This window comes from Colwellia sp. 1_MG-2023, assembly GCF_030546755.1.
Classification (GTDB): Bacteria; Pseudomonadota; Gammaproteobacteria; order Enterobacterales; family Alteromonadaceae; genus Thalassotalea_H.
In genome coordinates, this window is record NZ_JAUOPE010000013.1 from 1 (window position 1) to 20,459 (window position 20,459).

19 protein-coding genes and 1 tRNA gene are annotated in these 20,459 nt (G+C 35.5%); 10 read left to right on the forward strand and 10 right to left on the reverse strand.

Annotation, left to right across the window (positions count from 1 at the left end; all coding sequences use genetic code 11):
• The first annotated feature begins 420 nt into the window (after nucleotides 1–420).
• The 4 genes from rlmKL to Q4493_RS14145 all read left to right on the forward strand — a co-directional run bounded on the left by rlmKL (nucleotide 421) and on the right by Q4493_RS14145 (nucleotide 6,567).
• Nucleotides 421–2,547: a bifunctional 23S rRNA (guanine(2069)-N(7))-methyltransferase RlmK/23S rRNA (guanine(2445)-N(2))-methyltransferase RlmL gene (gene rlmKL / locus Q4493_RS14130; RefSeq protein ID WP_303453870.1), complete on the forward strand. Its 2,127-nt coding sequence runs from the start codon at nucleotides 421–423 to the stop codon at nucleotides 2,545–2,547.
• A gap of 5 nt (nucleotides 2,548–2,552) precedes the next feature.
• On the forward strand, nucleotides 2,553–2,804 hold the full coding sequence (locus Q4493_RS14135; protein ID WP_303453873.1) for a glutaredoxin family protein: 252 nt from the start codon (nucleotides 2,553–2,555) through the stop codon (nucleotides 2,802–2,804).
• A 66-nt stretch (nucleotides 2,805–2,870) separates the two neighbouring features.
• Nucleotides 2,871–4,787, forward strand: a complete 1,917-nt coding sequence (locus Q4493_RS14140; protein WP_303453875.1) for an ABC transporter ATP-binding protein — start codon at nucleotides 2,871–2,873, stop codon at nucleotides 4,785–4,787.
• A 25-nt stretch (nucleotides 4,788–4,812) separates the two neighbouring features.
• Nucleotides 4,813–6,567: a DUF3466 family protein gene (locus Q4493_RS14145; protein ID WP_303453878.1), complete on the forward strand. Its 1,755-nt coding sequence runs from the start codon at nucleotides 4,813–4,815 to the stop codon at nucleotides 6,565–6,567.
• Between the two features lie 229 nt (nucleotides 6,568–6,796).
• On the opposite strand, the gene gap is transcribed toward Q4493_RS14145, so the two are convergent.
• A complete protein-coding gene (gene gap / locus Q4493_RS14150) occupies nucleotides 6,797–7,792 on the reverse strand; it encodes a type I glyceraldehyde-3-phosphate dehydrogenase (protein WP_303453880.1) in 996 nt (331 codons plus the stop codon).
• Between the two features lie 239 nt (nucleotides 7,793–8,031).
• Here gap and gndA point away from each other — a divergent pair, with 239 nt between their 5' ends.
• Both gndA and msrB read left to right on the forward strand, forming a co-directional pair.
• Entirely contained in the window at nucleotides 8,032–9,555 is a 1,524-nt protein-coding gene (gene gndA, locus Q4493_RS14155) for an NADP-dependent phosphogluconate dehydrogenase (RefSeq protein WP_303453884.1), read from the forward strand.
• Between the two features lie 2 nt (nucleotides 9,556–9,557).
• Nucleotides 9,558–9,944 carry a peptide-methionine (R)-S-oxide reductase MsrB gene (msrB, locus tag Q4493_RS14160; protein WP_303454136.1) on the forward strand — a complete coding sequence of 129 codons (387 nt, stop codon included), beginning with the start codon at nucleotides 9,558–9,560 and terminating at the stop codon, nucleotides 9,942–9,944.
• Nucleotides 9,945–9,956: 12 nt separating this feature from the next.
• On the opposite strand, the gene Q4493_RS14165 is transcribed toward msrB, so the two are convergent.
• Nucleotides 9,957–10,760 (reverse strand): DUF2989 domain-containing protein, encoded by an 804-nt coding sequence (locus tag Q4493_RS14165; protein WP_303453886.1) that lies wholly within the window; start codon nucleotides 10,758–10,760, stop codon nucleotides 9,957–9,959.
• A gap of 155 nt (nucleotides 10,761–10,915) precedes the next feature.
• On the opposite strand from Q4493_RS14165, the gene Q4493_RS14170 reads away from it, so the two are divergent.
• On the forward strand, nucleotides 10,916–12,364 hold the full coding sequence (locus Q4493_RS14170; protein ID WP_303453887.1) for a glyceraldehyde-3-phosphate dehydrogenase: 1,449 nt from the start codon (nucleotides 10,916–10,918) through the stop codon (nucleotides 12,362–12,364).
• A gap of 125 nt (nucleotides 12,365–12,489) precedes the next feature.
• A complete protein-coding gene (locus Q4493_RS14175; protein ID WP_303453889.1) occupies nucleotides 12,490–12,690 on the forward strand; it encodes a hypothetical protein in 201 nt (66 codons plus the stop codon).
• Nucleotides 12,691–12,706: 16 nt separating this feature from the next.
• Here Q4493_RS14175 and Q4493_RS14180 read toward each other — a convergent pair whose 3' ends face one another.
• The 6 genes from Q4493_RS14180 to Q4493_RS14205 all read right to left on the reverse strand — a co-directional run bounded on the left by Q4493_RS14180 (nucleotide 12,707) and on the right by Q4493_RS14205 (nucleotide 15,553).
• The gene (locus Q4493_RS14180) at nucleotides 12,707–13,039 is read right to left on the reverse strand and encodes a TusE/DsrC/DsvC family sulfur relay protein (protein ID WP_303453891.1); all 333 of its coding nucleotides are present in this window, start codon (nucleotides 13,037–13,039) and stop codon (nucleotides 12,707–12,709) included.
• The gene (gene tusB / locus Q4493_RS14185) at nucleotides 13,039–13,332 is read right to left on the reverse strand and encodes a sulfurtransferase complex subunit TusB (protein ID WP_303453893.1); all 294 of its coding nucleotides are present in this window, start codon (nucleotides 13,330–13,332) and stop codon (nucleotides 13,039–13,041) included. The genes Q4493_RS14180 and tusB overlap by 1 nt, the downstream gene beginning before the upstream one ends.
• A gap of 2 nt (nucleotides 13,333–13,334) precedes the next feature.
• Complete coding sequence (tusC, locus tag Q4493_RS14190) at nucleotides 13,335–13,706, reverse strand: sulfurtransferase complex subunit TusC (RefSeq protein ID WP_303453896.1); 372 nt, start codon at nucleotides 13,704–13,706, stop codon at nucleotides 13,335–13,337.
• Nucleotides 13,706–14,080, reverse strand: a complete 375-nt coding sequence (gene tusD, locus Q4493_RS14195; RefSeq protein WP_303453899.1) for a sulfurtransferase complex subunit TusD — start codon at nucleotides 14,078–14,080, stop codon at nucleotides 13,706–13,708. Before tusD ends, tusC begins: the two co-directional genes overlap by 1 nt.
• Nucleotides 14,081–14,160: 80 nt before the next feature.
• Complete coding sequence (locus Q4493_RS14200; RefSeq protein WP_303453901.1) at nucleotides 14,161–14,829, reverse strand: Bax inhibitor-1/YccA family protein; 669 nt, start codon at nucleotides 14,827–14,829, stop codon at nucleotides 14,161–14,163.
• A 121-nt stretch (nucleotides 14,830–14,950) separates the two neighbouring features.
• Entirely contained in the window at nucleotides 14,951–15,553 is a 603-nt protein-coding gene (locus Q4493_RS14205; protein WP_303453903.1) for a DNA-3-methyladenine glycosylase I, read from the reverse strand.
• 140 nt (nucleotides 15,554–15,693) lie between these two features.
• On the opposite strand from Q4493_RS14205, the gene Q4493_RS14210 reads away from it, so the two are divergent.
• A tRNA-Ser gene (locus tag Q4493_RS14210) sits at nucleotides 15,694–15,784 on the forward strand.
• Nucleotides 15,785–16,110: 326 nt separating this feature from the next.
• On the opposite strand, the gene Q4493_RS14215 is transcribed toward Q4493_RS14210, so the two are convergent.
• Together Q4493_RS14215 and asnB are read right to left on the reverse strand one after the other, a co-directional pair.
• Nucleotides 16,111–16,887, reverse strand: a complete 777-nt coding sequence (locus tag Q4493_RS14215) for a hypothetical protein (protein ID WP_303453905.1) — start codon at nucleotides 16,885–16,887, stop codon at nucleotides 16,111–16,113.
• A 166-nt stretch (nucleotides 16,888–17,053) separates the two neighbouring features.
• Entirely contained in the window at nucleotides 17,054–18,718 is a 1,665-nt protein-coding gene (gene asnB / locus Q4493_RS14220) for an asparagine synthase B (protein WP_303453907.1), read from the reverse strand.
• Between the two features lie 451 nt (nucleotides 18,719–19,169).
• Here asnB and Q4493_RS14225 point away from each other — a divergent pair, with 451 nt between their 5' ends.
• Complete coding sequence (locus tag Q4493_RS14225; RefSeq protein ID WP_303453909.1) at nucleotides 19,170–20,351, forward strand: hypothetical protein; 1,182 nt, start codon at nucleotides 19,170–19,172, stop codon at nucleotides 20,349–20,351.
• The last annotated feature ends 108 nt before the right edge of the window (nucleotides 20,352–20,459 follow it).

The window sequence follows — 20,459 nt, forward strand, 5'->3', positions numbered from 1 at the left end:
GGAGCCAGATTTGAACTGACGACCTTCGGGTTATGAGCCCGACGAGCTACCAGGCTGCTCCATCCCGCGTCCGAATGGTTTAAGTGAACTTAAACAAGCCAACAACGTTTTATTTCCGTTATTAAAGAAAGGTTTCACTGCTGTGAAAACGAGGCGTATCTTAAGGATAGTTACCGAATAATGCAAGGCGTTTTGTGAAGTTTTTTGTTATTTATTCCAATAATGAGCTAATTGCTTTTTTTATCAACAATGAGAGGGATATATAAACAATTTAATGCTTATTTTTAAAGCAGTGACAACGTTCAATAAATATTCCGGTATTTAACCTTGTTTTATAATGATTGCTATATCAGTAATGCCTGTCTTTGTTTATAATCGCGGGCAATACAAATTCGGTCTTTATAGGTCTTGAAAATATACATGCAACAGTTTTTAGCATTAACATCGCCTGGTATTGAAATTCTTTTAGTGCAAGAGTTAAAAGAATTACAAGCAGAACAAATTATACAAAAGCCAGAAGGGGTATATTTTACCTCCACCATTGAGAATGCTTATCATATTTGCTTGTTCTCACGCTTAGCGACTCGTATTTTACTGAAACTAGGTGAAGGTGATGCTGAAAATAAAGAAGCGTTATACGCAGCGGCAAAAAGTGTTAATTGGTCAGAACATTTTTCATCAGAATGCACCTTTGCCATCGACTTTGTTGGCGTCTCTGAAAATATAAGAAATAGCCAATTTGGCGCTTTAACTATAAAAGATGCTTTGGTTGATAACTTTAGAGATCAAGGGTTTGATAGACCTTCTGTTGATAAGCATGACCCTGACATTAGTTTTCAAGCACGACTATTAAAAGAGAAAGTTGCGCTTTATCTCGACTTTTCTGGCCGTAGTTTATTCAAACGTGGTTACCGTCAGCATACTGGTGCGGCTCCTTTAAAAGAACATTTAGCTGCTGCGATTATTCTGCGTTCAGGTTGGCTTGATGACCCTTCAAAACCTTTAGTTGATCCTATGTGTGGTTCAGGCACCATCTTAATTGAAGCTGTGTCAATGGCAGCTAATTATGCACCTGGTATCGATAGAGAAAAATGGGGTTTTTCTCATTGGCAAGGGCACGACGAAGATGTGTGGTTTGAGCAATTAACTCAAGCAAAACATGCTTCACAGTTAGGGTTAGAAAAGCTTAAAACCAAAGTGTTTGGTGTTGATATCGACAGCCGTGTTTTAAAAACCGCTCAACAAAATGCAAAAAATGCAGGTTTACAACAATTTATTGAATTTTCTTGCAAAGACATTAATAAACTAAACAATGCGTTCGGGACAAAAGGAACCTTTTTGTTTAATCCACCCTATGGAGAACGTATCGGTGAATTACCTGAGCTAGTAGAAAACTTTGTTTTATTGGGCCAAAAATTAAAAGCTCAATTTATTGATTGGCGTATTGCTATTTTAACCGCAAATACTGAACTATTAACATTAATGAAATTAGCCAGTTTTAAACGCTATAAATTTAAAAATGGTCCTTTAGATTGTCAATTTGCTTTATATAACATTGATGAAAAGCAAGCAGCAGGACACAGTAATGATGTAGAGTTTGAACAAAAAGATTCAGCATTTGCTAACCGCTTGTCAAAAAATAAGAAAAATTTAAAGAGTTGGCTTAAGAAAGAACAAATAGCGTGTTATCGGATTTATGATGCTGATATTCCTGAATACAATGTAGCTGTTGATGTATATGGTGATTATCTTGTTATTCAAGAATATGCCGCACCAAAAACCATTGATGAAGCTAAAGTTACTAAACGATTACAAGAAGTGATTTATTTTGCGCCTAAAGTGCTCAATGTGCCGACCGAAAAAGTAGTTTTGAAAACAAGAGCAAAACAAAAAGGCAGTAATCAGTACCAAAAAGTATCAGAGAGTAAACAGTCTATCGTTTTGACTGAATACGGCGCAAAATTAAAAATAAATGTTTGGGATTACCTCGATACTGGTTTGTTTCTTGATCATCGTAAAACTCGTCAAATGGTTGCGAAAAAAGCCAAAGGTAAATCGTTATTAAACCTTTTTGCTTACACTGGCTCTGTTTCGTTACAAGCTGCACTGCATGGTGCTGAATCTATCACTACGGTTGATATGTCTAATACCTATCTTAACTGGGCTCAAGACAACTTCACTTTAAATAATTTATCGGGTCATAAATATCAATTTATTCAAGCAGATTGTTTAAAGTGGTTGAAAGCAAATAGCCAAACATTTGATATCATTTTTATTGATCCTCCCACTTTCTCAAACTCTAAAAGAATGGAAGATAGTTTTGATGTACAACGTGATCATATTAAGGTGATTACGGATGCTTTAAAATCATTATCACAAGGCGGTGAAATTATTTTTACTAACAATAAACGTAATTTCAAAATGGACAGTGACGCCATCGCTCAACTTGGCTTAACGGCAAAAAATATTAGTGATATAACCCGTGATAAAGACTTTGAACGCAATAAACATATCCATAATAGTTGGTTGATCTGTAGAAAGAGTTAAGGTTGATGACAATTAAATATCATATATACAGTAGTGAAGGCTGTCATTTGTGCGAACAAGCGGTTGAACTTTTTTTGAGGACTTCACAACACAAATACCTAAAAGTGATTGATATTGTAGATAACCCATTAAATCAAGAAAACTTAGTAGAACTTTACGGTATTCATATTCCAGTTCTAGAGCGATTATCAGACAAGCAAAAGTTATTTTGGCCATTTGATATCAGAGAAATTACCGCGTTTATTCAAAATAATTGATTAAGTTCAGAACGTAGAGTTAAGTAACGCAAGTAAATAATTAAATAAATAGAGTTAAACGTTAGTATGGAATTGATTCGTATTAGCCAAGGTGAATTAGCCTTTGGCGAAGATAGTATTTTAGATAAAGCTGAATTAACCATTAAAACTGGTGAAAGAGTTTGTTTAGTTGGGAAAAATGGCGCAGGCAAATCGTCATTAATGAAAGTATTGATGGGCAAACAAACGTTAGATGATGGCACTATGCTGATCTCTAATAATGTTAAGTTAGCTATGCTTGAGCAAGATCCTCCAGAATCTTGCGCGATGACGGTGTTTGATTATGTCGCTCAAGGCGTTGAAGAAAACGCTGAGTTAATAAAGCAATATCATGCGGTAATTCATTTAATTGATGAAGACCCGTCTGAAGAAAACTTGAATAAACTAGCAAATGTCCAACAACAACTTGATCAAGCGAATGCTTGGCAAGATGAACAACGTATTGAAAAAGTACTTACAACACTCGCATTGGATGCTGATAAGATGGTGAGTGACTTATCAGGGGGCTGGTTGCGTAAACTTGCATTAGCAAAAGCGCTTGTTTGTGAACCAGATGTTTTATTACTCGATGAACCTACTAACCATCTTGATATCAGTAGCGTACTTTGGCTTGAACAGTTTTTAAAAGACTTTAAAGGTACCATTATCTTTATCAGTCATGACAGGGCGTTTATTCGTGGATTATCGACAAGGATCCTTGATTTAGATCGAGGTCAGCTTGTCAGTTACCCAGGTAATTATGATTTATATATTGAACAAAAAGCTCATGACTTAGAAGTACAAGCGACTCAAAATGCGCTATTTGACAAACGATTGGCGGAAGAAGAAGTTTGGATAAGGCAGGGGATTAAAGCACGAAGAACACGAAACGAAGGCCGAGTTAGAGCATTAGAAAAATTGCGTGTAGAACGTCAGCAACGCCGTGATGTGAAAAAACAAGGTGATATAAAAATATCAGCAGGTGAACGTTCAGGTAAACTAGTATTTGAATCTGAACAATTAAAAATGGCATTTGATGAAAAAATTATTTTTAAAGGCCTAGATTTATTGATCACCCGCGGCGATAGACTGGCATTAATTGGCGCGAACGGCACAGGTAAGTCGACTTTAATTAAATTACTTATGGAACAACTAAAGCCGACTTCTGGCAAAATGCGTATCGGGGTAAATCTTGATATTGCTTATTTTGATCAACATCGCGATGCTTTAGATTTAGATATGACAGTTCAAGATACCGTCGCAGAAGGTAAACAAGAAGTCACCGTTAACGGTAAAACGCGTCATGTACTTGGTTATTTACAAGATTTTTTATTTAGTCCTAAAAGGGCACGAACACCTGTTAGAGCACTTTCAGGTGGCGAAAAAAACCGCTTATTACTCGCAAGATTATTTTTAAGACCCAGTAACTTATTGATTCTCGATGAACCAACTAACGATTTAGATATAGAAACTTTAGAGTTATTGGAAGAAGTCGTTGCAAATTATGCAGGAACAGTTATTTTAGTCAGCCATGATCGTGATTTTGTCAATAATTGTGTTAATACTTGCTTGTATTTTGATGGCAGTGGTCATGTCACACAAATCGTTGGTGGCTACGATGATGTTGATTCATATTTAGCGTTAAAAGATGAACAACGCAAAAAAATGTCTGAAGGTGTTGATAAACCGGTAGAAAACAGCACCACTAAAGTTTCTGTTGCGGCTAAAACGAAAGTCGTTGCAAAAAAGAAGCTTTCTTTTAAAGAATCAAGAGAGTTAGAAGCGTTACCAGAGCAAATTGATGAATATGAACAATTAATTTCATCATTACAAGAACAAGTTAATTCAGCTGATTTTTTTAATCAAGACAGTGAAATAACTAAAAAAATATTGAACCAGCTTGAAGAAACTGAGTCGAAGCTTGAAGTTGCTTTCGCAAGGTGGCAAGAGTTAGATGAATTATAGCAAGAAGTGAGAGTACAGTAGTTAAATGAATAAATTTTTTAAATCAGTATTAACCCTTGGTATAAGTAGTGCTTTAACTGCTTCTTCAGTCAATGCTGCAACTTATCAAATAATTGATAAAGGTGCCGCAGAAAAACTGAAATACACATATTCTCAGCAAGAGAATAATATCGGGGAAATGGCCATATCAGGTACAGATGTTTATAACTTCCCCGTATTGTTTCAATATTTAGATGAAGACGATTTAGATAACATCGTTTACTTAGCAAATACTCAACATGAAAGTATCCATGAACTTGAAGATATTGAAGATGAAGATGCTTTAAGAGCGGGAACACCTACAGCGAACGATTTATCTTGGGCGATTCAATTTCTAAAAGGCAAGAACGCAGATTCTTATTATCAAAAATATGGCGATATCATTGCCATGACAAACTTTGGTGGTGAGTCGGTTGAATTTACTGTGTTTGATCAATACTTTGAAGGAACTGAAACTTATACACGTTCAACCGTTGATTATATTAACGGTGTTACTGACCAAGGTTGGATTTACGGTAATGGCTCAGCACCATTTTTACCGGTAGATTTTACTGAAAGTGATGGTGATGAGGTAACTTTCTGGGTCAGTGAGTTTACCACACGTGGTTTCCTATCTACTGATCAAGGTCAAACCATTATTCCAATTATGCCACCAGAGAATAGATATGGTGGTGAATCGGCTGTTTTACACATAAACAATAACGGTGTTGCTGTTGGTTATGCGAGTACTGTGATCAACGAAGCAGCGCTTGAGTTCATTGAAAGCACGGACGGTGGTTGTGCTGACGAAGAAAGACTAGAGAATTTGCTTTTTGAAGCCTGTGTACAAACAATCGCTTCAACTATGTACAATACTGAAGCATTTAAATGGAATGTTGATGCCTCGGGTGAAATATCAAGTGAAGCGTTAGGTTATCTTGTAACCCCGCATCCTGATGATCAACGACAATTTACTAGTGTTGCACAAGCGATTAACAACCATGGTGTTGCCGTTGGTTATTCTACTGGCTGGATTGATGAGAACGAAACTGATCCTAGTGCTACTGAATCAACCAGTACTTATGCCGTCGTCTTTAAAAATGGTACCGTAACTGATTTTACTGAAGATCATGGTAAATACTTTGAGTCTCGTGCTTATGATATTAACGATGCGGGTATCGCTGTAGGTCACGCTACCACAATAAGTAATGGCTCTTATCGTACAAAATTTTACTATGTAGATACTAACGCCGAAAATCCTGAAATGATTTTACCGCAAGGGTATTTTACGGGTTCAGCCAGTACTGCACGAGCAATAAACGAGCATGGTTTAATTGTTGGCGAAGGTGAAGTTGAAACCCATAACGACAGCACAAGTAACCCTCGTCGTACGAATGGTTTTCTATTTGATATCAATACTAATACCTTTACTAATTTAAATGACTTTTTACCATGTCTAAGTGAATATACGATTATTGAAGCGCGTGATATTAATGAAAACAATGAAATTTCAGCAACTGCTTTAGTAAAAGTTCACAGAAGAGATTCGAAAGGTGAATTAATGTATAACTCATCAGGTGATCCATTAAAGGAAGACGTTGTACGTGCTGTTAAAATGGCTCCTGTTGCCGGGGAAATTGAAGACTGCTCAGAGGTTGAAGATAAAATTGAACGTCAAGGTGCAGGTTTTGGTACTTTTACAATATTTTCATTATTTATCTGTGGATTGGCGAGACGATTAAGCATTAAAAATAACATATAAAATAAATTTACTCTGTTTTAGTAAATTAACTTTTATAAAATATGCACCTTAGGGTGCATATTTTTTGTCTAGAGAAAGTGAATCCCTGATCGTTGATATTTGAGAATAAGGTAATATTAATATTTACTAGATATTTTTTAATAATTGCAGGAAGTTGGGCATAAAAAAACGCCAATTAAATTGACGTTTTAGAAACTAACTTTTATTGCTTTCTTGAAAAGAAAATTGGTTATTTACTGATATAAGCAACTAAATCTAATACTTTATTTGAGTAACCAATTTCATTGTCATACCAAGAAACAATTTTGACAAAATTATCTGTTAACGCAATACCTGCTCCAGCATCAAAAACTGAAGTGCAGGTTTCACCAATAAAGTCATTAGAAACAACATCATCTTCGGTATAACCTAAAACACCTTCTAACTCACCGTATGATGCCGCTTTCATTGCATCACAAATTTCTTGATAGGTGGCTGGTTTCTTTAAGTTAACGGTAAGATCAACTACTGAAACGTTTGGTGTCGGTACTCTGAACGACATACCTGTTAATTTTCCGTTTAATTCAGGAATAACTTTACCAACGGCTTTTGCTGCACCGGTTGATGAAGGAATAATATTTTGGCCAGCACCGCGACCACCACGCCAATCTTTTACCGATGGACCATCAACTGTTTTTTGTGTCGCAGTTGTTGCATGAACGGTAGTCATTAAACCATCCGTGATGCCCCAATTATCATTTAATACTTTAGCAATAGGAGCTAAACAGTTAGTAGTACAAGAAGCATTAGATACAATTTCTTGTCCGGTATATTTATCTTGGTTTACGCCCATAACAAACATTGGCGTATCATCTTTAGATGGAGCAGATAACACAACTTTTTTCGCGCCTGCTTCAATATGTTTACGAGCCGTTTCATCAGTCAAAAATAAACCTGTTGATTCAACAACTACATCAACTTCTATTTCATTCCACTTTAAATCTGCAGGATTTCTTTCTGCAGTAACGCGAACTTTTTTTCCGTTAACGATTAATTGTCCATCTTCAACTTCAACAGTTCCTTTAAAACGACCATGCGTTGAGTCATATTTAAGCATGTATGCCATATAATCAACGTCTATTAAATCATTAATACCAACGATTTCTATGTCACTTCTTTCTGCTGCTGCTCTAAAAACAAATCTGCCGATACGGCCAAAACCGTTGATACCTACTTTAATAGTCATAATGGATCCTTAATAACAATAATGTAGTAAAATTACATTATTTATGAAAAAACTCAAGAAAAAATTGATAAAACCATGAAAAAACCTCGAAATAATTAATATTATTACAGTAAAATAAAAATATATTACATTTATTTAACCATATAGCATTTTTTATAAGCAATATAATGTGAAGTCAGCAAATACCATGATAAAATAATCATAATTGTATAAAAAATAATTTACTCTCTGGATAACACATGACTCAACAAGAAAACCTGTGTGACATTGGTTTTATAGGCCTTGGTGTAATGGGCAAAAACCTCGTTTTAAATTTAGCTGATAACGGCTTTACTATTGCAGCATTTGATTTAGACAATGAAAAAGTTGCGGATGCAATAAAACAAGACAAACTAGAAAATAACTCAGACAATGAAAGAGTTATTGGCTGTTCGTCCTATACAGAACTTTTATCAAAATTAAAATCACCACATTTAATTGTATTGTCAGTACCTGCTGGAGAGCCTGTCGATCAAGTATCTGAGAGTTTAATTGGTGCAGGAATTCAGCCTGATGATATTGTTATCGATACAGGGAATAGTTTATGGGTTGATACCGTAGCAAGAGAAGAAAAATATAAGAATAACTTTATCTTATTTTCTTCTGCTGTTTCTGGCGGTGAAGAAGGAGCTAGGTTTGGTCCTTCATTAATGCCAAGTGGTGCACCATATGCTTGGACGAGAATTAAACCAATTTGGGAAGCGATTGCAGCGAAAGTAGATCCAGTCACAGGTAAGCCATTAGAGCGAACTAAACCTGGAGAGATCATCGAACATGGTGAATCTTGTACTACATATATTGGGCCAGCAGGAGCAGGTCATTATGTAAAAATGGTTCATAACGGTATTGAGTATGCTGACATGCAAATCATTTGTGAGGCATATCATGTATTACGTGCTGGTTTATCATTATCAACTAATGAAATTGCTGATATTTTCGAACAATGGAATAAAGGGCCATTAGATAGTTATTTAATGGAAATTTCTGTTGAAGTACTTCGTCATAAAGACAGTGAAGGGCAACCTTTAGTTGATTTGATTTTAGATAAAGCAGGTCAAAAAGGTACCGGCCTTTGGACCGCCGTCAGTAGTTTACAAGTTGGGGCGCCTGCACCAACAATAACCCAAGCAGTTTATGCTCGCTCTATTTCATCATTCAAAGACTTAAGAATTACAGCTGAACCTCTTTTATCCGGTCCAGAACTCATTTCATTTACCTCTGAATCGAAAAAAGAGTTTATTGATAATTTACATGACGCATTATATTGTTCAAAAATTTGTGCCTATGCTCAAGGTTTTCAATTAATGAAATTAGCAGAAAAAGAACATGGTTGGCGTTTGAATTTCGCTGGTATTGCCAAAATATGGCGGGCAGGTTGTATTATCAGAGCCGCATTTCTACAATCAATCACGGATGCTTTTGAAAGAAATGAAGAACTTGAAAGTCTTATAGTAGATGAATTTTTCGCTAAGCAATTAAGTAATAATCAAATGTCATGGCGTAAAGCGATTGCAAATATTACCTTGATGGGAATACCTGCAGGGGCTTTATCTTCTTCATTATCATATTATGATTCTATGCGAACATCTGTTTTACCTGCTAATTTACTACAAGGCCAAAGAGATTACTTTGGTGCCCATACCTTTGAGCGTGTAGATAAACCAAAAGGTAAAAAGTTTCACGTTCAATGGGGAACAGCTGAGAAAAATATGATCGAGCTTTAATGATGACGAATAAAGATGACTTGTATAAAGATAAATTAAGCGATGATGCTTACCGCGTTTGTCGTTTAGCCGCTACCGAACAGCCATTTACGGGTAAATATAATGATCATTGGTTAGAAGGTACTTATCATTGTGCGTGTTGCGAGCAAGCTTTATTTAAATCTTCAGCAAAATTTAATGCCGGTTGTGGCTGGCCTAGTTTTTTTGAGAGTTTAGATGATCGGGTAAAGTATTTACCTGATCATTCTCATGGCATGCAAAGAGTTGAAATTCAATGTGCTTCTTGTGATTCTCATCTCGGTCATATTTTTAATGATGGCCCTGAGCCTACGGGTAAAAGATATTGTGTTAATTCTTTAAGTCTACATTTTATCGCATCAAAAAATTAACACATATTTGGGTTAAAATTTGGGTGACGTGAAGCTCGCATTGATAATTTTGTCTAAAGTGGTTTCAGCCACTTTATTTAAAAAATTCACATCTAGATTATTTAACTGCACGTAGTTATCTAAAGTACTTTGAGAAAGACTGGTATCTTCAGGCATATATAATTGTAAAACCCTCAACCAAATATAGGATTGCTTTGGTTGTTTTTTATCAGCAAATATAGAGGATAGCGACTTAAATATTTCTGGGTTAACTTCACTTTCAAGCTTATTAAGTTCTAAAGCATGAAAGAGTAGTTGTAAGGTTTTATCTTGATCCCTTTTAATATAGTACGTAGCAAGTTCGTATTGAGATTCAGGTGTCTCTAGCACTTTTGTCCCTTCGAGTGCTAAAAACTTCTCTAACGCTTGTTCGTTTAAATATCGAGTCCAATGAAAATAGAGGAGACGCGGATGCTCAGAATCACGGGTTAGCTCTGCTATCTCTTCAATGCGCTGCCTTGCTTTCATCATGTTTTCTATACGGCGGGTTTGCTTTTCTTTTAACTTAATATGTTCAATTTTAGAGGCGTGGCTTACACAGGTATTATAGTTTTCATAGGCAATTAACTGATTAAACTGCTGAATATCACCCGGTTTGATTTTATAATCAATATTGGCTTTACCTACCGCAATTCTCTCTCTTTTACACCAAGAGTCTTCATGAAATTCACCGCAAATCTCTGGGTTTTGCTCACACAATTGAGCAAAGCTAGGGCCCGAATCACAAGCTGAAACTAAGAACAATAAAATAATAAGTGTTATGGATGACGTTTGCATATGTAAGCTTAACCTAATCTTGATAAATTTTATGTAACCTATGGCGAAATGTTTCATGTTCCATTACAATACGCACCGCATTTCACTATTGTGAATTATTACTATAATTTATAATAGTACATCGTTCAATTGACTGAAATAAAAAGGTTTACGCAATGACTTCTCATCTTGAGGAACAATATCAAACTAGTTGGCAAGAACGCCAAACATTTGCTGAAAATATGCAGCCAATCATCGGCCAACTTTTCAGAAATAATGGTATCGAAATATCTGTTTATGGTCGTCCTTTAGTGAATGCTTCGGCAATCGATATAATTAAAGCACATAAATCAGTAGCACTACATGAAGAAAGCAAACTTCGTTTACGCGAAAGTTTTCCGTTTGTAGAAGCATTAAGTAAAATGAATTTAGCACCGGCTAGAATCGATGTCGGTAAATTAGCATATCGTTATTTATTCAAAGGCGAAGCTAATGGCTTATCAATTGAACAGTTTTTAGAAAAAGAATTAATAGACATTGCTAAAACTAACGACTTACTTGAATCCAAAGATATTGTTTTATATGGCTTTGGCCGTATTGGTCGTTTACTTGCCCGCTTATTAATTGAGCGTGCGGGTCCAAGTGCTACGCTAAATTTACGTGCTATCGTTATTCGCCCTGGTCAAGAAGGGGATTTAGCTAAACGTGCCAGTTTATTACGTCGCGATTCGGTACATGGTGCATTTAATGGCAGCATTACTATTGATGAAGAAAATAACGTTATTAGAGCTAATGGTGCTTTTATTAAAGTAATTTATGCAAAATCACCTGCTGAAATAGATTATACAGCTTATGGTATTAATGATGCGCTAGTTGTTGATAATACCGGGATCTGGACTGACGAAGAAGGTTTAGGTCAACATCTTAAATCAAAAGGCGTTGCTAAAGTTTTATTAACCGCTCCTGCTAAAGGTGATATCAAAAACATTGTTTATGGTGTTAACGAAGATATGATTTTAGCAGACGATAAAATTGTTTCAGCCGCCAGTTGTACTACTAATGCTATTACGCCTGTTTTAAAAGCGATTAATGATAACTTTGGTATTAAAAATGGTCATGTTGAAACGGTTCACTCTTATACTAATGATCAAAACTTAATTGATAATTATCATAAAGCGCCTCGTCGTGGTCGTAGTGCTCCTTTAAATATGGTTATTAGTACTACAGGTGCTGCTAAAGCTGTTTCTAAAGCTTTACCAGAATTGAAAGGTTTATTAACGGGTAACGCGATACGTGTTCCTACTCCAAATGTTTCAATGGCAATCATGAATTTAAACTTGAAAAAAGACACAGATAAGCAAGCATTAAACGATTACTTGCGTAATATTTCTTTAAATTCAAAATTGCAAAATCAAGTAGATTACACGGCTTCAAGTGAAATCGTTTCAACAGATTTAGTTGGTTCTCGTTATGCGGGTGTGGTTGATTCACAAGCAACTATTGTTGATGGTGACCGCGCTGTTTTATATGTATGGTATGACAATGAATTTGGTTATAGCTGTCAGGTGGTTCGTGTTATGCTTGAAATGTCTGGTATTACAGTGCCAACATTACCGCTTAGTTAATGAATGCATTGAATATTGAAGAAGGCACTTAATGTGCCTTTTTTTATTCATGTTTTTTATTTTGCTGCCGATAACAGTTTTGAGCGCTATATTTAAATTCAGTACATAGGTAAAAAGAGGTTTATATGTCAATTACCATCGCTTCATCAAATCCTGTTAATTCAGATATCGAAACAGGTCATGCATTACTCACTGCGAAAAAAGTTCAGGGTCAACAAGAACTGGAAGGGCAAATGGCCGTTAAGTTAATTGAAGGTGCTAGTGTTGACGCTGCGCAACTGCCAACAACTGCGAGTAGTGGACATAATATCAATATTAAAGTTTAGATTTTAAAAAATAAAATTAAATACAACGTGCAGGTTTAGGCAAGCCTGCATATTTTGTTGCTTGTTTAGCCGGGCCTTCTGGAAACAACCGGTAAAGATACCGACTACTTGCTTTCTCTTCGCCAAACTCTGCTTTCATCGCTTTTGTTAAGGCTCTAATTGCCGGTGATGTCTTATATTTTAGATAAAACTCTCTTACAAACGTGATCACTTCCCAATGCGCCTGTGTTAACTCTGTATTATCAGCCTGTGCAATTATTGGCGCTAATGCTTCATGCCAGTCAGAATAATTCACTAAATATCCTTGTGAATCTGTTGCTATTTCTTTCCCTTCAAATACTATCGTCATTATTGCCAAGTCACCGAATTGTCATAGTCAAAAATAAGTTGGGTTAATTTTTCAATACTTATTACTTGGATATTTCCTGTAGAGGTTAGTCCACGTGCTAATGCATGTTGTTCAATTATATATATGTTCTGGCAAGCGAGTAATATATCAGTCAACAGGGGATGATTAAGAAGATAACTAGCATCATCAATCAACACTATAGCGTCCTCTGTTGATAAGTTTGCACAACAAAGTTCAACATCATTATTATTAAATGGTGATTGCCTCAACAAATGAAGCGTTTTTTTATTCATTTTTAAAACCTTAAAATAACATCGCTTGACGTTAGCTTTATTGAAAAATCTGATTTTTCCAATACTTGAACATTTTCTATATGGAAATTTTCCGATAAGTTACGCTCAACTAAGCTTTGTTTACAAACGTAGATGTTTTCTAAATCGTAAAATTCAAAGGCACTAAATGTTTTTAAAAAATCTTTAACTTGAATAGATTCTGGCTGCTGATGTGTCACTAATTGCCAGACACCATCACCTTGAAAAAATAAATGCGTAGTTTGTTCGTATGTTCCCATAATCAATGCAACATCTAACGCATCCTTGGCGTTCGGTTGTCCAAAAGGGGCACTAGTATTTAAAATAGAGATAGTTTTAGGCGTATATTCAGACATTATAATTGCACCACACGATCGGCTTTAAGCGATAACTCTACTAGTTCACCTAATCCTGCAATAGTAAATTCATCCATTAATAAACTAGTACTCATTGGCTCATCAGCTTTGATTAAACCATGTTTTTCAGCCGCTGTACTACAAAGGTAATAGGGGACAGCATGATCTTTGTTTAATTGTTGCCACTTTTTCTGTAGAGGAAATTCATCATTAGGTATCGATAAATACTGACTTGCATTTAAAACACCCGATTGATAAAAAAATACCCCTATAACTTTTGAGTGTTGGCGAAGGGCTGTTTCAATCAATTGAAAAGCTGTTTGTGTTAAATGACTCGTTGGAGGTGTAGTAATAATGACTGCCATTGTTTTCATCTGTTCCCCCTAAAACATTATTAAATAAAAAAGCCTCGATAATTCGAGGCTTTATATTATATCTGAATTTTTAGCAGAGATTAATCATCGCTACCAAATACACCTAATAAATGTAATAAATGAACAAAGATATTATAGATATTTAAGTATAAAGATACTGTCGCTCTAATGTAGTTAGTTTCACCACCGTGAATAATACGGCTGGTATCAAATAAAATTAAACCTGACATGATCATGATAATAGCTGCGCTAACCGCTAACGATAGTGCAGGGATAGCGAAAAATATGTTAGCAATAGAAGCGATAATTGCAACAATTAAACCTACCATCAAAAAACCACCCATAAATGAGAAGTCTTTTTTACTTGTTAATGCATAACCTGATAAAGCAAAAAATATTAATGCTGTACCACCTAATGCTTGCATTATTAAAGAAGGACCACTTGGCATTGCTGCATAATAATTTAACATTGGCCCAAGAGAGGCGCCCATTAAACCGGTAAAAGCAAATATCCAAAATATGCCACTCGCTTTATCTGCTTGCTTATGAACCACAAATAATAAAACAAAAGCGACAAGGGTCATAATTAACCCTGCCATATGAGACAAGCCCATAGACATTGAAATACCTGCTGTAACGGCACTAAATGCTAATGTCATTGATAACAACATGTAGGTATTCTTTAACACTTTATTGATTTCAATTGCTGAGCTTTTGCTCGCTGTTTGAAAACTCATATTAGATTGCATAAACATTCCTCTAAGAACTTTAGTTATATTTGTAAGATAAGGCTTTTATTGAGAAGTTCAAGTGCAAAGCAACTTTTCATTTATTACCTTTGACATATTATGACACGTGAATTGTAAAATACTATGCTTTTTGTTGATGAAATTCAGATATTATTTGTGATCGTTTGTAACAAGACAAACTATGGTCATTTACCATACCGCAGGCTTGCATATGAGCGTAGCAAATAGTCGAACCGACGAATTTAAAGCCTCGTTTTTTTAAATCTTTGCAAAAAGCATCAGATTCAGGACTTGTTGCTTGATAATCTTCTGGTGTGCTTATCTCATTAACGATGGTTTTGTGATTAACAAAACCCCACATATATTCACTGAAACTACCAAATTCTTTTTGTATTTCAATAAAGCGTTGTGCATTGTTAATAGCCGCGTTAATTTTTAAACGGTTTCTAATGATATCTTTATTCAATAATAACTCTTCAAATTTAGCGTCATCATATTGTGCCACTATATTTACATCAAAATTTGCAAACGCTTTTCGATAACCTTCACGTCTTTTTAAAATGGTGTACCAGCTCAAACCGGCTTGTGCTGACTCAAGTGTTAAATATTCAAATAATTTTTGATCATCATAAACAGGCACTCCCCATTCTTCATCATGATACTTCACATAATCAGGTTTTGAGGTATCTAACCAAGGACATCTACAGGGCTCATTTTTAGTCATATTATTCTCTAAATGGTTGAATGACAGGCAAAGTGATTAATTTTTTAGCAATCAAACATTTTTAGCAAATTAATACTTTACAAGCGATTAATGACACTTTAATATTCGCCTCGTCTTAAGGCAAGCGCCTAAAGATATCTGGTGAGATGGCTGAGTGGTCGAAAGCACCGGTCTTGAAAACCGGCAAGGGTTTGTAGCCCTTCTAGAGTTCAAATCTCTATCTCACCGCCATATTCTAAGAAACCGCATCTTTAATTAGTCGCGGTTTTTTTTCGTTTTAAATTTGCTTAATTAACTACAGGGTTTGTAGCGTTAATCCTTCGAGTAGAGTTCAAGCCTTTATCTTACTGCCATATTTAGAAAAGCCCGTTACGAAAGTCACGGGCTTTTTGCTTTCTAAGCTTTAATTAAATTCAGGGTTTGTAGCAGAATACCTTTAACCAGAGTTCAAGCCTTTTCTTACCGCCATCATAGAAAAGCCCGTTACATGGGTAACAGGCTTTTATTGATAGCTCAACTGACAATTTCAGTGAGTTATTATGATAAATTTTAGAATTTTATAAAGCAGGGCTTACACTTTGTTGTGCTTGGTTTGCTTTTTCGATTTTTTCTAAACGTTCTATTAATAGCGTAATAGATATCTCAAGCTGATTGACAGTGGTGGCAATTTCCATTTGTTGGTTGTCTCTACCTGATGATTTCTCTTCAAGTGTCGAGATAAGTGAATTTAGCTCTGCAATTTTCGGCTGTAAATTATTCGCCGCTGATATTTGATCTGCTAAAGCGGTAATATTAAATTCTGCTGAGGTGAGTTTATCACTAACATTATTAATTGAAGTGTTTGCTTTACTGATCTCTTGGCTTTGGTTTTTAATTAAGCTGTCTTGCTTGATACTCGTTGATCTAAGCGCTTTAATTTCACTTTGATTTTTACGCCACGCTGATGCCCAAAGTTTATCCATTTCATCCCAAAGCTTTTCGGTTTTTTCACTAATCGCTTCAAGCTTTACTTTTAAGGCAATGGTTGACTCACCCATTTCTTCGCCGGTGGCAGAAAGTTGATTCTCTAATTGCTGAATTCGGTTTTCAGACTCGCCAATTAATTGCTGTAACTTTAAATTTTCTTGATAAAAAAACCAAGATGCCCCTGCTAAGGCAAAATAAATAATCACAGTTAGAAAAATATTTACCGGCGATGACTTGCTTTGCTGCTGGTCCGTTTTATCTAGTTGTTTACTGTTCTTCGATTGAGTTGAACGTGAAGGATTCACGCTTTTCAATTGATCTTGATCTAAAGTAATGGTTGGGATCTCAGGTTCTACACGATTAGACAAAATAATACCTATATGAAAATTAAACAGCTAATAGGTAACTTTAAAACAAAATGACGTAACATTTAACAAGTTATTGCTAAAAAGCTGGTATATTTTATAAAAAAAACCGATGAATAAGCATATTCATCGGTTTTTTACTTTCTGTTTGTTAAGTGAGGGGAAAAGTTTAATAACTTTCGTTATGTACGCTCAGTACAGCACGGCCTGACGGATCAGCGTTATTTTTAAAGCTTTCATCCCATGCCAACGCTTCTTGGGTACTACAGGCTACAGATTTTCCACCAATCACACAATCTGCCGCGCTTGGTAGTGGGTATTTTTCTTCAAAGACACAACGGTAAAAGTACGCTTCTTTGCTGTCTGGTGTGTTTACCGGGAATTTATAAGCTGCGCTTTCAAGTTGTTGATCTGTTACTTGCGTATCGATAAAAGCTTTTAACCCGTCAATCCAGTTATAACCTACGCCATCAGAAAACTGTTCTTTTTGACGCCATAAAATTTCTTTAGGTAAATAACCTTCAAAAGATTCACGCAAAATGGCTTTTTCCATTTTACCGTTACCACACATTTTATCTTGTGGGTTAATTCGCATGGCAACATCCATAAAGTTTTTGTCTAAGAATGGTACGCGAGCTTCGATCCCCCAAGCCGACATCGACTTATTAGCACGTAAACAATCAAACTTATGTAAGCGATCAAGTTTACGGTTTAATTCTTCATGAAATTCTTGTGCGTTAGGTGCTTTGTGGAAATATAAATATCCACCAAAGATCTCATCTGCGCCTTCACCTGAAAGTACCATTTTAATCCCCATGGCTTTTATTTTTCGAGCCATTAAATACATTGGGGTAGAAGCACGAATAGTTGTTACGTCATAAGTTTCAAGGTGATAAATTACTTCCTTAAGTGCATCTATACCTTCTTGTTCGGTAAAAATAACACTGTGATGTATTGTACCAATACTATCAGCAACGGTTTGTGCTGCTACTAAATCTGGTGAGCCTGCTAACCCACAAGCAAAAGAGTGAACTTTTGGCCACCAAGCTTCAGCTAAATCGTTATCTTCAATACGACGAGAAGCAAATTTTTGGGTAATAGCTGAAATAAGTGAAGAATCTAAACCGCCAGAAAGCAAAACACCATAGGGTACATCCGTCATTAAGTGACTTTTTACCGACTCTTCTAGCGCTTCACGGATCTTAGTAGTGCTTGTAGTGTTATCTTTAATAGCATCGTATTTGTGCCAGTTACGTTTATAGTACTTTTGCACTTTACCAACTTTACTATCAAGAATATGCCCGGGAGGGAATTCTTCTACCGTTTTACAAATCGGCATTAACGCTTTCATTTCTGATGCAACATAAAAGTTACCATCAGCATCATAGCCAGTGTAAAGCGGGATAATACCAATATGGTCACGTGCAATTAAATAACTATTGTCGTTAGCGTTATAAAGACAAAAAGCAAACATGCCTTGTAGCTTATCAACAAACTCAGTACCAAATTCTTCATACAAAGGTAAAATTACTTCACAGTCAGAGCCTGTTTGAAATTGGTAATCAACGGTTAAGGCTTTAGCGAGTGTTTTATGGTTATAAATTTCACCATTCACGGCTAAAACATGAGATTTGTTTGCGTTATATAAAGGTTGAGCACCATGTTCTGTGTCAACAATTGAAAGACGTTCATGCACTAAGATTGCATTATCATTTTGATAAATGCCAGACCAATCTGGACCACGGTGACGTAATAAACGAGAATATTCTAAAGCTTTTGGGCGTAAAGTTTCAGCCCCTGATTTTATATCTAATATACCAAATATCGAACACATTGAAGCGCTACTCCTTAATATAGTTTTGATTTATACAATTTTAAAAATTGATTGTGGACAGCTAAAGGGTTGTTAAGTGCGTGCTATTTTCATAAAGGTGGAAATAATAACGACAAAAACAACAGTAAGTGAAACTTAACTGTTGCAGACACTTTGACAGCATCAAAATAAAAATCAAGCGTTAATTTTAACTTTTTGTAATAAAATTACATGTATTGATTGCTACATTTTTAAAGGGCTATAGTCAATCCCTTTAAAAACACGCCTTTGATGAGTTATTACTCTAATTATTGTTTATTCTCTAGGTTATAGAATGATTTATTATTTTTAGGTTATTGTCATTATAAGGGTGTTAACATCTCATTGTGTCTACTATTATAGATATTAACCAAGTGATTGAATAAACACTAAATCTTTAATATCAAAATTACATTTAATGAGAACAATAATAATGAAACTTTGTTTGAAAGCTAACTTGATAATCTCTACGTTAATGCTAATTCCAGTAAACTTAGCAACTTTTGCTCAAGCAAATGAGGTTGATAAAAGCCTACTCAATGTTGAAGAATTAAGAATTGAAAAAGCAAAACAACAGATGCCGCACGTTTTTGAATCATTAACAAGTCGCGTTGAACAATATCGTACGCAAATTAATCAAGCCAGAAATTTAACGGCATTGACTCAATTAACAATTCGACACGGTGAAAAACTCTGGCAAGAAGCGGTTAAGTCATTTGATGAAGTAGGGCGTTTTGATGACCGATCTTTATATTGGTCCCGTTTACAAATGAGAGAAGCATTGCAGTTAAGTACTGCATTTCAGCAATTATTACCCATGCAACAGCAAAGTTTACTGTGGCAATTAGAATTACTTTCTCGTGGTAAAAACGATGTTAAGTTTGATAAAGGTACCGATAAAAAAATTCTGATTACTGGCTTTGATCCCTTCTTTCTTGATAAAAACATTGATCAAAGTAATCCTTCTGGTGTTGCCGCCCTAGCGTTAGATGATTTAGTGATCAGTCGTGATGGTAAAAGCGCTGAAATAGAAGCTTTAATAGTGCCGGTACGTTTTGCCGATTTTGACCAAGGAATGATCGAGACCTTGCTTGCGCCTTATTATCGACAAGTTGATATGATCATAACGATTAGTATGGGTCGTGAGGATTTTGATTTAGAACGATTTCCAGGACTACGAAGAAGTGCTCAAGCTCCTGATAATTTAAATGTTTTTACTGGTGCAACGCCAGAGAAACCATTAATCCCATCGTTTAAAGGCAATAATTTGCCGTTAGATGAATTCGTAGAATTTAGTTTACCGGTTACGGCTATGCAAAAGGCAACCGGTCAATTCAACATTAATAACAATAACGCGGTAACTACACTAACTAAAAAGTTTAACGCGCAAGCATTAAGTGATTTAAAAACAGAAACATCCGTTCAAGGAAGCGGCGGCGGTTATTTATCAAATGAAATTTCTTATCGCAGTATCATTTTACGTAATACAATAAATCCAGTTTTGCCTGTAGGTCATATACATACTCCGAAAATCAAAGCTTATCAGCCTAAAAAGTCCGCTTCTATCGTTAAACAAATCAAGCAGATGTTAACTCATACAATAAGCGCTATCTAGATAGCGATTACTTCAATCTGGTTTAGGGTAATTAATTTAATACTGTAGTTAAGGTAGGATAAAAATGGTGTAATAATTGCATTTGTTTACGATAAACAAGCCTCGTTA

Excerpts from the sequence above, each read along its gene's own strand:
- rlmKL (WP_303453870.1), top strand. The coding sequence starts at position 421 with ATGCAACAGTTTTTAGCATTAACATCGCCTGGTATTGAAATTCTTTTA.
- Q4493_RS14135 (WP_303453873.1), top strand. The coding sequence starts at position 2,553 with ATGACAATTAAATATCATATATACAGTAGTGAAGGCTGTCATTTGTGC.
- Q4493_RS14140 (WP_303453875.1), top strand. The coding sequence starts at position 2,871 with ATGGAATTGATTCGTATTAGCCAAGGTGAATTAGCCTTTGGCGAAGAT.
- Q4493_RS14145 (WP_303453878.1), top strand. The coding sequence starts at position 4,813 with ATGAATAAATTTTTTAAATCAGTATTAACCCTTGGTATAAGTAGTGCT.
- gap (WP_303453880.1), bottom strand. The coding sequence starts at position 7,792 with ATGACTATTAAAGTAGGTATCAACGGTTTTGGCCGTATCGGCAGATTT.
- gndA (WP_303453884.1), top strand. The coding sequence starts at position 8,032 with ATGACTCAACAAGAAAACCTGTGTGACATTGGTTTTATAGGCCTTGGT.
- msrB (WP_303454136.1), top strand. The coding sequence starts at position 9,558 with ATGACGAATAAAGATGACTTGTATAAAGATAAATTAAGCGATGATGCT.
- Q4493_RS14165 (WP_303453886.1), bottom strand. The coding sequence starts at position 10,760 with ATGCAAACGTCATCCATAACACTTATTATTTTATTGTTCTTAGTTTCA.
- Q4493_RS14170 (WP_303453887.1), top strand. The coding sequence starts at position 10,916 with ATGACTTCTCATCTTGAGGAACAATATCAAACTAGTTGGCAAGAACGC.
- Q4493_RS14175 (WP_303453889.1), top strand. The coding sequence starts at position 12,490 with ATGTCAATTACCATCGCTTCATCAAATCCTGTTAATTCAGATATCGAA.
- Q4493_RS14180 (WP_303453891.1), bottom strand. The coding sequence starts at position 13,039 with ATGACGATAGTATTTGAAGGGAAAGAAATAGCAACAGATTCACAAGGA.
- tusB (WP_303453893.1), bottom strand. The coding sequence starts at position 13,332 with ATGAATAAAAAAACGCTTCATTTGTTGAGGCAATCACCATTTAATAAT.
- tusC (WP_303453896.1), bottom strand. The coding sequence starts at position 13,706 with ATGTCTGAATATACGCCTAAAACTATCTCTATTTTAAATACTAGTGCC.
- tusD (WP_303453899.1), bottom strand. The coding sequence starts at position 14,080 with ATGAAAACAATGGCAGTCATTATTACTACACCTCCAACGAGTCATTTA.
- Q4493_RS14200 (WP_303453901.1), bottom strand. The coding sequence starts at position 14,829 with ATGCAATCTAATATGAGTTTTCAAACAGCGAGCAAAAGCTCAGCAATT.
- Q4493_RS14205 (WP_303453903.1), bottom strand. The coding sequence starts at position 15,553 with ATGACTAAAAATGAGCCCTGTAGATGTCCTTGGTTAGATACCTCAAAA.
- asnB (WP_303453907.1), bottom strand. The coding sequence starts at position 18,718 with ATGTGTTCGATATTTGGTATATTAGATATAAAATCAGGGGCTGAAACT.
- Q4493_RS14225 (WP_303453909.1), top strand. The coding sequence starts at position 19,170 with ATGAAACTTTGTTTGAAAGCTAACTTGATAATCTCTACGTTAATGCTA.